The sequence below is a fragment of the Oscillibacter valericigenes genome, from assembly GCF_021531435.1.
Lineage (GTDB): Bacteria > Bacillota > Clostridia > Oscillospirales > Oscillospiraceae > Oscillibacter > Oscillibacter valericigenes_B.
The window spans coordinates 43,588-56,978 of sequence record NZ_JAFBIS010000010.1; the positions used below are offsets into that span (position 1 = coordinate 43,588).

12 protein-coding genes are annotated in these 13,391 nt (G+C 62.2%); 7 read left to right on the forward strand and 5 right to left on the reverse strand.

Translation table 11 applies throughout. From position 1 onward, the window contains the following. Positions 1-12: 12 nt before the first annotated feature. Positions 13-1,377, reverse strand: a complete 1,365-nt coding sequence (locus JQM68_RS07255; protein ID WP_235222337.1) for a vWA domain-containing protein — start codon at positions 1,375-1,377, stop codon at positions 13-15. A gap of 10 nt (positions 1,378-1,387) precedes the next feature. After that, positions 1,388-2,362 carry a leucine-rich repeat protein gene (locus tag JQM68_RS07260; protein WP_235222338.1) on the reverse strand — a complete coding sequence of 325 codons (975 nt, stop codon included), beginning with the start codon at positions 2,360-2,362 and terminating at the stop codon, positions 1,388-1,390. Between the two features lie 154 nt (positions 2,363-2,516). On the opposite strand from JQM68_RS07260, the gene JQM68_RS07265 reads away from it, so the two are divergent. The 3 genes from JQM68_RS07265 to JQM68_RS07275 are packed head-to-tail and all read left to right on the forward strand — an operon-like array spanning position 2,517 to position 4,353. Then, positions 2,517-2,897: a GntR family transcriptional regulator gene (locus JQM68_RS07265; protein ID WP_235222339.1), complete on the forward strand. Its 381-nt coding sequence runs from the start codon at positions 2,517-2,519 to the stop codon at positions 2,895-2,897. Further along, entirely contained in the window at positions 2,894-3,748 is an 855-nt protein-coding gene (locus tag JQM68_RS07270; RefSeq protein ID WP_235222340.1) for an ABC transporter ATP-binding protein, read from the forward strand. The genes JQM68_RS07265 and JQM68_RS07270 overlap by 4 nt, the downstream gene beginning before the upstream one ends. Continuing rightward, a complete protein-coding gene (locus JQM68_RS07275; RefSeq protein ID WP_235222341.1) occupies positions 3,745-4,353 on the forward strand; it encodes an ABC-2 transporter permease in 609 nt (202 codons plus the stop codon). The genes JQM68_RS07270 and JQM68_RS07275 overlap by 4 nt, the downstream gene beginning before the upstream one ends. 51 nt (positions 4,354-4,404) lie before the next feature. Here JQM68_RS07275 and JQM68_RS07280 read toward each other — a convergent pair whose 3' ends face one another. The 3 genes from JQM68_RS07280 to JQM68_RS07290 all read right to left on the reverse strand — a co-directional run bounded on the left by JQM68_RS07280 (position 4,405) and on the right by JQM68_RS07290 (position 8,861). Further along, positions 4,405-6,018: a putative manganese-dependent inorganic diphosphatase gene (locus JQM68_RS07280; protein ID WP_235222342.1), complete on the reverse strand. Its 1,614-nt coding sequence runs from the start codon at positions 6,016-6,018 to the stop codon at positions 4,405-4,407. A 132-nt stretch (positions 6,019-6,150) separates the two neighbouring features. Next, entirely contained in the window at positions 6,151-7,224 is a 1,074-nt protein-coding gene (locus tag JQM68_RS07285) for a M24 family metallopeptidase (RefSeq protein ID WP_235222343.1), read from the reverse strand. A 29-nt stretch (positions 7,225-7,253) separates the two neighbouring features. Then, positions 7,254-8,861, reverse strand: a complete 1,608-nt coding sequence (locus JQM68_RS07290; RefSeq protein WP_235222344.1) for a CTP synthase — start codon at positions 8,859-8,861, stop codon at positions 7,254-7,256. Positions 8,862-9,543: 682 nt separating this feature from the next. On the opposite strand from JQM68_RS07290, the gene JQM68_RS07295 reads away from it, so the two are divergent. The 4 genes from JQM68_RS07295 (at position 9,544) to JQM68_RS07310 (ending at position 13,349) form a co-directional block, all read left to right on the forward strand. After that, a complete protein-coding gene (locus JQM68_RS07295; RefSeq protein ID WP_235222345.1) occupies positions 9,544-10,554 on the forward strand; it encodes an ABC transporter substrate-binding protein in 1,011 nt (336 codons plus the stop codon). 133 nt (positions 10,555-10,687) lie between these two features. After that, complete coding sequence (locus tag JQM68_RS07300) at positions 10,688-11,644, forward strand: ABC transporter permease (RefSeq protein WP_235222346.1); 957 nt, start codon at positions 10,688-10,690, stop codon at positions 11,642-11,644. Continuing rightward, positions 11,637-12,431: an ABC transporter ATP-binding protein gene (locus tag JQM68_RS07305; protein WP_235222347.1), complete on the forward strand. Its 795-nt coding sequence runs from the start codon at positions 11,637-11,639 to the stop codon at positions 12,429-12,431. The genes JQM68_RS07300 and JQM68_RS07305 overlap by 8 nt, the downstream gene beginning before the upstream one ends. A 63-nt stretch (positions 12,432-12,494) precedes the next feature. After that, positions 12,495-13,349, forward strand: coding sequence for a fumarylacetoacetate hydrolase family protein (locus JQM68_RS07310; RefSeq protein WP_235222348.1), 855 nt, complete (start codon positions 12,495-12,497; stop codon positions 13,347-13,349). The last annotated feature ends 42 nt before the right edge of the window (positions 13,350-13,391 follow it).

Below are 13,391 nucleotides of genomic sequence, written 5' to 3' on the forward strand. Positions count from 1 at the left end.
GTAATTCCTCCGTTATAATGCGGGAAGTTCGTCCAGATCTATCATGTCCGGCAGTTCCTCCGCCGTCTCCCGCGCCGCCTTTTCCAGCCCCGGCAGGTCCAGTACCAGCCGGATGGCCCAGGGCGGGATTTTCACGGACATCGGCGGCTCCTCCAGCAGTACGAAGGCCGTCTCATAGGGCGGGCGCTTTTTCGGGTAGACGCCCATGCCGTCGGTGAAGTACACCAGCCCCCGGAGAGAGGTGAAAGCCCCCTCCTTCTGGAGCCGCGCCACATGCTCGAACACCGGACGGAAATCCGTGGCGCTGCCGCCGGCAAGCTGGAAGTGGTCCATGTATTTTCTCAGGTCCTCCAGGTCATGGATGACCGTGTCGGACCGCACCTGGTCATCGCACTGGAGGATACGGATGTTCACCTTCCGGGTAAATGTCTCGGTACTGCGCAAAATCGCGTAGGTGCATGCCAGAAACTGCCGCACCAGCTCGCCGGAGGTAGACATGGAGGTGTCTACGGCGATGACGAAATCCTCGATGCGTTTTTCCTCCCGGGTCTCCGTAGGCTCCACCAGGGGCATATTGCCGTAGAGCCGCAGACCGTAGGAGTAAAACCCGTAGTCAAAGGCGTCGCCGTCCACGCCCAGCACCTCCCGGGGCACGGCGAACCGCCGCAGAAAGGCCCGGTAGTCCACGTCGTCCCGGTTGGCCACCTGGATCTGCTCCAGCACCGCCTCGCCGCCGGTGGACTGGCCCGCCAGCACCGTCTCCATGCCGGTCTGGGTCTTTTCCGACAAATCCTTCCACTTCTCATCCTGCTGCTGGGACTGCTCCTGGTCGTCCTGCTTCTCCGGGTCCCAGAGGCCGTGGTCGTCCTCCAGAAACCGCCGCTGGAGCTGGGCCACCTCGTACTCCGGCAAGCTCAGCCGCAGCAGGCGGCGGTAGATGCCCTCGGCGGTAAGTACCGGCATATCCTGGCGGCACTCGCCGTAAAACTTCCGCTTGGCGGGCACGCTGCCGCCATCCAAGCAGGGGTAATTCAGCCCGTCCAGGATGCTCTCCACCGCCACATCGCAGGCCAAGTCCCACAACTCCGGCACCTTGCCCCGCTTCTTCGCCAGATGGCGGAGCATACAGTGGAGGATGACATGGAGGTACGCCCGGTTGGTGTACACCCGGCTCCGCATGTACCGCTCCGCTAGATACCCGCCGTCGTAGTATAGCGTCTCGCCGTCTGTGGCAACAGACAGCGTCATCCCGCCGCCGGGCTGGAAATCCAGGGCGCACAGCGCCACATCCAGGTAGGGCAGGTTCATATACAGTTCATTCCGGGCGGTCAGCAGGATGTCCCGCCCGATTTGGCTAAAGTCTTTCTGTTCGTCCATACCGTCTCACTCAAAGGTCAAAGCTCTTGTCCAACCCGGAGGGGAACCGCCTATGCTGTTCTTCCAGGAGCATCGCCAATGCCTCCGGGGAATCCTGTTCCCGGGCCTCGCCGCAGAGGGCCGTCAGATCGTCCCGGTCCCAGTCCAGTGTCCGCAGCAGGAATTGGAGGCCCTCTGTGTCCCGGCGTCCCAGCAGCCACCGCCCGGCGGCCAGGGGACGCTGGCGGAGGAAGTCCAGATAATCATTCTCCGCCTGCTCCGTCAGCTCCACGGGATACCGCAGCCTCCACCAGGCCAGACGCAGGGCGCAGTCCTCGTCGTGCTCCATGCCCAGCATGGGCCGCCACAGCTCATCATAGGCTTTGAAGCTCAGCTGCTTGCGGTAAAAACAATGGTGGTAGCCGTAACCCGCGCCGCTGATGTTGTAATCAAAATGATGGGCGGGGCAGTTCTCCTCGTAGACCTCCACATACTCCGGGAAAATCAGCCGCGCCGTCTGCCCATCCGCCCGGGTCAGCGTCACATCCAGCTCCCGGGGCAGTTCCTCCGCCAGGTAAGCCAGTAGCTCGCCCTCCTCCCCGGTGCAGGTGATGTGAAAGGTGTCCAGCGCCCGGCAGTTCATCAGGGCCCCGCCGCCCCAATAGCGGACGGTGTCCCGCAGCCGCAGGGTCTTCAGCGTCCGGCAGTTGAAAAAGCCGTAGTCCTCCACCCGCTCCAGGCTGTCCGGCAGGGTCAGATCCGTCAGGGCGCCGTTGTCCCAGTCCTCTTCGTTCACGGGGCCGCAGGTCACCAGGACCTCCTCCCCCTCCGGCATGGGACGCCCCGGCGTCAGGGCATGGTCCCCCAGCGCCGTCACCGGCAGGCCGAACAGCTCGTCCGGCAGGGCGGCTTCAGCATCACAGGTGGCCGCCCACAGGATAGCGACGCCCGCCGCCTCCCGGCGGATGACCAGTTTCCAGTTGTTGACGCCGCTGACACGCTCCAAAGGCCCTGACCTCCCATTTTTTATCCGGTTTCGTAGTATATCACAGTTTCCGCCCGTTTCCTAGTAGCGGCCCAAAAAGAAATTTCAAATTCCCTCTTGACAAGCCGTGCATACTGTATATACTGTACATGTACAGTACGAACGGAGGAATTCCATGGAGCTCATTATCCGAAATACCGCGGGCCAGCCCATCTATGACCAGATCAGCTCCCAGATCAAGGCCCAGATCATCGCCGGGACGCTGCGGCCGGGAGAGGCCCTGCCCTCCATCCGGGGGCTGGCAAAGGACCTGAAAATTTCCGTCATCACCACGAAGCGGGCCTACGACGAGCTGGAGGCCCAGGGCTTTGTCACCACGGTGGCGGGCAAGGGCTGCTTCGTGGCGGAAAAAAATCTGGACCTGGTGCGGGAGCATCAGCTGAAAGAGCTGGAGGACCACCTGTCCGCCGCCGCGGAGCTGTCCAAAAGCTGCGGCGTCTCCCGGGAAGAATTACAGGAAATGCTGCGCATTCTATTGGAGGAGGAAGCTCAATGAATGCCATTGAATTATCTCACATCAACAAATCCTTCGGCGATTTCGCCATCCGGGACCTGAACCTGACGGTGCCCAGCGGCACCATCTGCGGTCTGGTGGGCGAAAACGGCGCCGGCAAATCCACCACCATCCGCCTTCTGATGGGCGCCCTGCGGCCCGACAGCGGCACAGCCTCCGTGCTGGGCACGGACGTCTCCTCCCCGGAATTCCGGGAGGTGAAGGAGGACGTGGGCGTGGTGCTGGACGAGGCCTACTTCCCCGAATCCCTGAACGCCGTCCAGGTGGGGAAGATCATGGCGGCCACGTACCGCCGGTGGGACCAGAAGCTCTACGACGGCTATCTGAAGCGGTTTGACCTGCCCCCCAGCAAGCAGTTCAAGGACTTCTCCCGTGGTATGCGGATGAAGCTGGCCATCGCCGTGGCCCTGAGCCATCAGCCGAAGCTGCTGGTGCTGGACGAAGCCACCGCCGGGCTGGACCCCATCGTCCGGGATGAGGTGCTGGATATTTTCAACGAGTTCACCCGGGAGGAGGACCACTCCATCCTCATCTCCTCCCACATTCTCAGCGACCTGGAAAAGCTCTGCGACTACATCGCTTTCATCCACCAGGGCAATCTGCTGTTCTGCGAGGAAAAGGACCGCCTGTTGGAGGAATACGGCATTTTTACTGATTCCGCGGAGCAGCTGGAATGCCTGCTGCCCGAGGCCATCGTAGCCCGGGAGCCAAACGGCTACGGCGGCGTCCGGGCGCTGATACGCCGTGACCTGGCCCCCGCCGGGTTCCAATTGGAGAAGCCCTCGGTGGAGGACATCGTGCTGTTTCTGGTGAAAGGAGCGAAAACGAGATGAAGGCCCTCATTTTAAAGGATACCTATGTCATCTGGCGGCAGATGAAGTATTTTCTGGTGATGATCCTGCTGTTTTCCGCCCTGCCCAGCGGGTTTAACAACGCCTTCGCCGTGATCTACGCCGCCATGATGCCCTACACCGCCCTGGCCTACGACGAGCGGAGCAAATGGGACCAGATGGCCGCCATGATGCCCTATTCCGCACGGGACGTGGTGCTGGGCAAGTACGTGTTCGGCTGGCTGTGCATTGGTGCCGCGGCGGTGTTGTCCGGCCTGCTGCAGGCGGTCCTCTCCCTGGTGATCCACCGGGCGTTTCTCCCCAGTGTCATAGCCCTGTCCGTTCTGGGCGCCCTCTGTATCCTGGCAATCACCCTGCCGCTGATGTTCCGCATGGGTGTGGAAAAGGGGCGGCTGGCCATGTTCCTCATTATCTTCCTCGTCTGCGGCGGCGCCGGGGCCATTGCCTCCATCGCCGAGAGCATGGGCGGCGGAACAGCTTTCGCCTTCCAGGGCCCCATTCTGGCCGCCATGCTGATCGCCGCCGTGGTGCTGAACGTGGTTTCCATTCCGCTGTCTCAAAAGTTCTACCAAAGACGTCAGTCCTGAAAAAGAGGTCCGGGCCGCACGGCCCGGACCTCTTTGCATCTCTTTGGGATTTCAGCCCCACAGGGCGGACAGCGTGGGGATGACCTGCTTTTTCCGGCTCATGATCTTGGGCAGGAAGGCGCAGTTGTCCTCGCTCTTGATGTTGAACGCCTGGCGGATGGTGTCCTCATCGCCGGTGAAGATCAGCTGGGTACCCTCCAGCAGCACATCGGTGATCATCAGCACCACGGTATCCAGCCCCCGGGCCTTGCGGATGGCGCCCATGGCATGAAGGAAATCCTGTTTCCGGGCCAGCAGGCGGTCGGAATCCATGCAAGTGATCTGGCTCACCGCCAGGTTGTGCCCGGCGATGTGGAATTCCTTGTAATCGGTCTTCAGCATGGCGTCCACGGTCTTCTCGTCGCCGCAGGTGGCGGAGAAGATGGCCTTGCCCAGCTCCTCCAGGGACACGTTGGCGATGCGGGCCATGCGGTGGGCCATGTCGATGTCCCGCTGGGTGCAGGTGGGAGACTTGAACAGGACGGTGTCGGACACGATGGCGGCAGCCATCAGGCCCGCCATCTTCGCCGTGGGCATCAGGCCCTTTTCCTGGTACATCCCCGCCACAATGGTAGTGGTGCTGCCCACCGGCTCGTTGCGGACGTAGATGGGATTCTTGGTCTCAATATCCGCCAGGCGGTGATGGTCCACGATCTCCAGGATGTCGGCCTGCTCCAGGCCGACGACGGACTGGGCCCGCTCGTTGTGGTCCATCAGGATGACCCGCTTGCGGCGGGGCCGCAGCAGGTGGTAGCGGGACAGGGTGCCCACCACCCGTTCCTCCTCATCCAGGATGGGGTAGGAACGGAACCGGCTCTCCAGCACGGTGTCCTGCACGTCGTCGATGTAATCGTCCAGATGGAAGCAGACCATGTCCTGGGTCTTGCAGATGCTGCTGATGGGCATGGCGTGGTGGATGAGCCGCACCGCCCGGTAGGGGTCGTAGGGCGTGGAGATGATGCAGGTCTTTTCCGCCATCTCGATAAATTCCTGGCTCACCTCCGCCTGGCACACCAGCACGCAGTTCACCTGCTGTTCCAGCGCCCGGCGCAGCATGTCCGGCTGGTCGCCGCAGACCAGGATGACATCCCGCCCGGAGAACATCAGGTTCTCCCGTCCCGCGGGCAGGGCGATGGTCACGGCGCCGGAGACCTCCTCCCACAGCTCGCTGCCCTCGTTGAGGATCTGGCCCTCCAGCACGGACAGCAGGTTGTAAACGGGGATGTTTTTCACCAGGGGGTCCCGGACAGAGGTCATATCGTAGTTGGCCACGTCGCCGGCGGACAGCATGCCGTACAGGGTGCCGTCCTCATTGGTGACGGGCATGGCGGAAATTTTGTCCGTCTGCATGGCCTGCCAGCCCCGGCTGATGGTGGCGGAGGCGTCCAGCGTGGGCGGCGTGTCAAAGTCCAGATCCCGCACCTGGTTGCGCACATCGCTGATGAGCATGGGCGGCTGGAAACCAAAGCGGTCCAGCACGATCTGGGTCTCATCGCTGACCTGACCCAGCCGGGCGGCCTTGTACTCCCGCTGTCCCAGGGCGTTTTTCAGTGCGGCATACGCCATGGCGGACACGATGGAGTCGGTATCCGGGTTGCGGTGGCCGGTGATGTATACTGTTTCCATGTGAGTCATTCTCCTCGCATTTGTTTTCATTCTCATTATGCTTCCCCCAAAAAACTTTGTCAACGGCTCTTCCCGTGGGAAAAGCCCGCGGAAACGATTGCTTCCGCGGGCTTTCCGGAAAATAATTTTTTGTCAGAGGATCAGAAGCTCCTTGGGCGCTTTCGTAATATCCAGGCACCCGTCCTCCGTCAGCAGGATGACGTCCTCAATGCGGACGCCCAGCCTGCCCGGCAGGTAGATACCCGGCTCGGCGGAGATCACCGCGCCCGCGGGCAGAGGCTTGTCGTTCATGGGAGAGGCGTTGGGGGCCTCGTGGATCTCCACGCCCACGCCGTGGCCGAAGCTGTGGCCGAAACAGTCACCGTACCCGGCGGCTTCAATGACCGCCCGGGCCGCGCCGTCCACCTCCCGGCCGGTGACGCCTGCCTTGGCGGCGGCAATGCCCGCCTTCTGGGCGGCAAGGACCGTGTTGTAGACCGTCTGCATCTCCTCCGTGGCAAAGCCCACCGCCACGGTGCGGGTCATGTCAGAGCAATAGCCGCGATAGACGCAGCCGAAGTCCATGGTGACGAATTCTCCCCGCCCGATGACCCGCTCCGACGGGACGCCGTGGGGCAGGCTGCCGTTGGGGCCGGAAACCACGATGGGGTCAAAGGACATGTCCGACGCGCCGTAGTGGAGCATCAGGTACTGCAGGCGGGCGGCGATCTCCTTCTCCGTGACGCCGGGCCGGATCTCCTCCAGGATGTCCGTCAGGGCCCGCTCCGCGATGCGCTGGGCGGCCACCATGGTCTCCATCTCCTCGTCGTCCTTCACCATCCGCAGGTCCCACAGGAGCTGCGTGGCAGGCACCAGGTCGCAGGACAGGGCCTTGCGGTAACGCTCATGGTCCTGGACGGTCATATAGGCGTCCTCAAAGCCGATCCGACGGAGCTGCTCCTCGCCGATGACCTCCTCAATGAGGGCGGCATAGCCCCGGCCCCGGCCGATCTCCCGCAGCTCGGCGCCCTGTACGTACCGGGCGGCGGCCTCCGTGTACCGGGAATCGGTAAAGTAGTAGGCCCGCTTCCGGGTCACCAGCGCCACGCCGTCAGTCCCGGCGGAGTGGAAGCCGGAGCCGTAAAAACGGTTGGCCTCCCCGGTCAGCAGGATGGCGTCCAGGCCGCTGCTCTCCAGCCGGGCGGCAATTTTCTGAAAATGATTCATGCAAGCACCTTTCCATCAAACAGCGGGGTTCACTTTGTCTCCATTTTCTCCACGGCGGCCTTCACAAAACCGTAGAACAGGGGATGGGGTCTGTCAGGACGGCTCTTGAATTCCGGATGGAACTGGGCGCCCACGAACCAGGGGTGGTCGGGGATCTCCACGATCTCCACCAGATGGCCGTTGGGGGACAGGCCCGCCAGGGCCATGCCCGCGTCCTGCATGGCCTCCCGGTAGTCGTTGTTGAACTCGAAGCGGTGGCGGTGGCGCTCGGAGATCTCCTCCACGCCGTACAGCTCCCGGCTGTGGGTCCCCTCGGTCAGGACACAGGGGTACTTGCCAAGGCGCATGGTGCCGCCCTTTTCCGTCACGTTCACCTGGTCGGGCATCAAATCAATGACCGGGTGTTTCGTGGTCTCGGAGAACTCGGAGGAGGTGGCGTCCTCGTAGCCCAGCACGTGGCGGGCAAACTCGATGACCGCCATCTGCATGCCCAGGCAGATGCCGAAGTAGGGGATCTTGTTCTCCCGGGCATAGCGGCAGGCGGTGATCATACCCTCGATGCCCCGGTCGCCGAAGCCGCCGGGCACCAGAACGCCGGTACAGCCGGACAGCCGCTCCGCCACATTGCCCTCGTTGACCTCCTCGGAGTTCACCCACTCGATGTCCACCACGGCGTCGTTGGCGGTGCCGGCATGGTTCAGGGACTCCACCACGGAGAGATAGGCGTCGTGGAGCTGGGTGTACTTGCCAACCAGCGCGATGCGCACCTTCTTGTGGGCGGCTTTCTCCCGCTTCACCATGGCGCTCCACTCCCGCAGGTCCGGCTGGTGGGTGATGAGCCCCAGCTTGCGGCAAACCACCTCGTCCAGGCCCTCCTTGGCCATCAGCAGGGGCACCTCGTACAGCGTCTCCGCCGTGGCGTTCTGGATGACGCAGTCCGGCTCCACGTTGCAGAACAGGGCGATCTTCCTGCGGATGTCCTCGGTGATGGGGGTGTCGCAGCGGCACACCAGAATATCCGGCTGGATGCCCAGGGACAGCAGCTCCTTCACGGAGTGCTGGGTGGGCTTGGACTTCAGCTCCCCGGAGCCGGGGATCTGGACAATGAGGGGCACATGGATGAACAGCACGTCGCCGTGGGGCCGTTCGGACGCCACCTGGCGGATGGCCTCCAGGAAGGGCTGGCTTTCGATGTCGCCCACGGTGCCGCCGATCTCGGAGATCACTACGTCCACATCGTCGCCCGCCATGGCGTAGATGCGGCTCTTGATCTCGTTGGTGATGTGGGGGATGATTTGGACGGTGGCGCCCAGGTAGTCGCCCCGGCGCTCCCGGTTCAGCACGGACCAGTAGATCTTGCCGGAGGAGATGGAGGAATTGCCGCTGAGGTCCTCATCCACGAACCGCTCGTAGTGGCCCAGGTCCAGGTCGGTCTCGGCGCCGTCCTCGGTGACGAACACCTCGCCGTGCTGGTAGGGGCTCATGGTGCCGGGGTCCACGTTGATATAGGGGTCGAATTTCTGGTTGCGCACCCGGACGCCCCGCTGCTTCAGCAGCCGTCCCAGGGATGCCGCGCAGATGCCCTTGCCCAGGCCGGACACCACGCCGCCAGTCACGAATACGAATTTTGTTGACATTCCTCTCACCTTACCTTTTTCTATATTCCACACAACAGTTTTGCCGGAAATGGGATTTGTACGCGCAAAGCGGACAAACCGGCCCGCTTTTGGTAAACAAAAAAACACCACCGGACCATTTTTGCGGCTAAAAGTCCCAGTCTCTTTCGGGACTTTCAGCTGCGATCCGCGGTGTCGCTCGTCTGTTCGATTGTCGCCTTGCGGCTCACGCCGCAAACCGCCGCCTAAAAGCGTTCCAAAAAATACTTTTCCAATATAGCACCCCGCTTTTCCGTTGTCAACGGGAGATTTTTTCCCATGCATGCATGCCGCTGTATTTCGCCCAAAAGGAAAAAGGCCGCATTTCAAGTCTTTTCCCTTTCCTTCGCGGCTTCTCTGTGCGCTCCGTCCGATTCCCTCCCCTTATTTTGTAGAAAATGACGGTTGACTTCACTCCTTTAAAGCTATATACTGCAAAAGTAGCAAAACCAGCCGGAGGGCGGAAAGGAGTTTTCATATGAACATGACCCTCTCTGTTTCTATGATCTCCTATTCTTTTATGGAGGTCCGCTATGCGGGCCGACTTTATTACGCCCAAAAATAAATCGTCCGGTTTGACAGAACTTGTATGGAAAGCGGCTCTGTCCCATCGGACAGGGCCGTTTTTTATAAGATTTTCCAAATATAAAAGGAGATCATTGTGATGAAAAAGAAGATCCTTGCTCTTGCTCTGGCCGCTGTGATGGTCCTGAGCCTGGCCGCCTGCGGCGGCTCCAAGACGGAGGCCCCTGCCGAGGCTCCCGCTGAAACCGAGCAGACCGAAGCCCCCGCCGAGGCCGTTACTTACAACATCGGTATCTGCCAGCTGGCCCCCCACCCCGCTCTGGATGCCGCCACCCAGGGCTTCCGGGACGCACTGGAAGAGGCTCTGCCCGGCCAGGTGACGTTCGATGAGCAGAACGCCGCCGGCGAAAGCGCCACCTGCGCCACCATCGTCAACGGCTTCGTGTCCGCCGGCGTGGACCTGATCATGGCCAACGCCACCCCCGCCCTGCAGGCCGCCGTGGCCGCCACCAGTGACATCCCCGTCCTGGGCACCTCCGTCACCGAGTACGGCGTGGCCCTGGGCATCAAGGACTTCAACGGCACTGTGGGCACCAACGTGTCCGGCACCTCTGACCTGGCTCCCCTGGACCAGCAGGCCGCTATGGTGACCGAGTGGTTCCCCGAGGCTAAGACCGTGGGCCTGCTGTACTGCTCCGCCGAGGCCAACAGCCAGTACCAGGTGGACACCGTCCAGGCTGAGCTGGAGAAGCTGGGCCTGACCTGCACCCAGTATCCCTTCTCCGACACTAACGACATGGCTTCCGTGACCCAGAACGCCGTTGACAACAGCGACGTGCTGTATGTCCCCACCGACAACACCTGCGCCAACAATACCGGCATCATCGACAACATCGCCCGTCCCGCCGGCGTGCCCGTCATCTGCGGTGAGGAAGGCATCTGCGGCGGCTGCGGCGTTGCCACGTTGTCCATCAGCTACTATGACCTGGGCGTCGCCACCGGCAAGATGGCCGCCAAGGTCCTGACCGGCGAGGCCGACATCGCCTCCATGCCCATCGAGTACGCGCCCCAGTTCACCAAGAAGTACAACGAGACCATCTGCACCGACCTGGGCCTGACCGTTCCCGATGGCTACGAGGTTATCGCCTGATCCAGGCAAAAAAGCGCAAAACCACGCGAAATAACGTAAAAATCAGCGGAAAAGGGCTTCCCTTTTCCGCTGATTCACGCTATACTTATGAAGTCTATGACTTTCATCACCTGAACGGGGGGAACGCACGATTATGCTGAATTTCATCAACGCGCTGCCGGGGGCCATATCCCAGGGTCTGATCTGGGGCATCATGGCCATCGGCGTCTACATCACCTATAAAATTCTGGACATTGCCGACCTGACGGTGGACGGCTCCTTCTGCACCGGCGCCGCCGTGTTCGTGGTGCTGTACACCGGCGGGACCAGCCTGTGGATCGCTATGCTGGCCTCCACGCTGGCGGGTATGCTGGCAGGCTTTGTCACCGGTGTGCTGCACACCTTCTGCGGCATCCCGGCCATCCTGTCCGGCATCCTGACCCAGCTGGGCCTGTGGTCCATCAACATGGCCATCATGGGCATGAAGGCAACGGTGGCCATCAATGTCTCCACGCCGGAGCTGCTGGACAAGCTGCTGGTGTCCCTGCGGTTCGTCCAGGACGTTGCCAAGGGCGCCCGGCCCTTCTACCGCCATCCCATCCTGGTAGTGGGCGTCTTCACGGCCATCCTCATCGCCGTTCTCTACTGGTTCTTCGGCACGGAGCTGGGCTGCTCCCTCCGCGCCACCGGCTCCAACCAGAACATGGCCCGTGCCCAGGGCATCAACACCGACTTCTGCAAGGTGCTGGGCCTGATGATCTCAAACGGTCTGGTGTCCCTGTCCGGCTCCCTGCTGGCCCAGTACAACAGCGCCAGCGAGATCAACATGGGCCGCGGCGCCATCGTCATCGGCCTGGCCGCGGTCATCATCGGCGAGGTGGCCTTCTCCAGGCTGTTCAGCAACTTCGCCCTGAAGCTGTTCAGCGTGTCCATCGGCGCCATCATCTACTACATCGTCATTCAGGCGGTGCTGGCCATGGGCCTGAACCCCAACTACCTGAAGCTCCTCAGCGCCGTGGTGGTCGCCATCTTCCTGTCCATCCCCTTCTGGAAGAACAAGTACATCCGCGCCAGCGTCAAAACCACAAAGGGGGTATCCAACCATGCTTGAGATCAAAGAGATCTGGAAAACCTTCAACGCCGGAACTGTCAATGAGAAGCAGGCCCTCCGGGGCGTCAGCCTGACCCTGAACGACGGCGACTTCTGCACCGTCATCGGCGGCAACGGCGCCGGCAAGTCCACCATGCTCAACGCGGTGGCGGGCACCTTCCCCGTGGATTCCGGTTCCATCTCCATCGGCGGCACCGATGTGACCCGCCTGCCGGAGTTCAAGCGGGCCAAGTTCATCGGCCGCGTGTTCCAGGACCCCATGATGGGCACCGCGCCCACCATGCAGATCGTGGAAAATCTGGCGCTGGCTGCCCGCCGGGGCCAGAGCCGGGGCCTGAAGTGGGGCATCACCAAGGCAGAGAAGGAGCAGTATCAGGAGATGCTGCGGAAACTGGACTTAGGGCTGGAGGACCGCCTCACCAGCAAGGTTGGCCTGCTGTCCGGCGGCCAGCGCCAGGCGCTGACGCTGCTGATGGCCTCCCTGCAAAAGCCCAAGCTGCTGCTGCTGGACGAGCACACCGCCGCCCTGGACCCCAAGACCGCCGCCAAGGTTCTGGAGCTGTCCGACCGCATCGTAGCGGAAAACCATCTGACTACCATGATGGTCACCCACAACATGAAGGACGCCATTGCCCACGGCAACCGGCTCATCATGATGTACGACGGCCGCATCGTCATCGACGTCTCCGGTGAGGAGAAGAAGAAGCTGACGGTCCCCCAGCTGCTGGAGCTGTTCAGCAAGGTCAGCGGAAGCGACGAAGCCGACGACAAGCTGCTGCTTTCCTGAAAACGCACGGCGGACAGGTCCCCCTGTCCGCCGTTTTATTCTGACTGAGAGGAGACATCCCCCATGAAACTCGTTACCTATCTCCATGACGGCAAAGAGGCTGTGGGCGTCCTGCGTGAGGACGGCGCCGCTGTCCGTCCCCTGCCCTTCCCCGACATGAATGCGCTCATCGAAGCGCCCCGCTCCCAGCTTCTCTCCGCTGTGAAAGACGCGGACGCCTCCCTGCCCCTGTCCGCCGTCACCCTGCTGGCGCCCATTCCCCGGCCCCGGCAGGATGTCATCTGCCTGGGCATCAACTACAAGGCCCACGCTGAGGAGGCGGAGCGGTACAGCTCCGAGGCCTTCAAAAAGGAACGCCCCATTCCCATCTACTTCTCCAAGCGGGTCACTGAAGCCGTCGGCCCGGAGGGCTTTATCGAGAGTCACCCCGGCCTGGTGGAGCGGCTGGACTATGAGGCGGAGCTGGCGGTCATCATCGGCAAGACCGCCAAAAACGTCAAAGCCGCCGACGCGGCGGATTACATCTTCGGCTACACGGTCCTCAACGACGTCTCCGCCCGCCTGCTCCAGACCACCCATAAGCAGTGGTACTTCGGCAAGGGCCTGGACGGTTTCACTCCCATCGGCCCCTGCATCACCACCGCCGACGAGATCGCCTTCCCGCCTGCCCTGCGCATCTCCTCCCGGGTCAACGGCGAGCCGCGGCAGGATTCCACCACGGACCTCCTCATCACCTCCATTGCGGACATCATTGAGGAGCTGTCCTCCGGCATGACGCTGCTGCCCGGCACCATCATCGCCACCGGCACCCCCGCCGGCGTGGGCATGGGCTTCGACCCGCCCAAGTTCCTGAAGCCCGGCGATGTGGTGGAATGTGCCGTTGAAGGCATCGGCACCCTGCGGAACACCGTGCGCTGAACATAAAAAACCAGGCGGCTAGGCCGCCTGGTTTTTTCATGC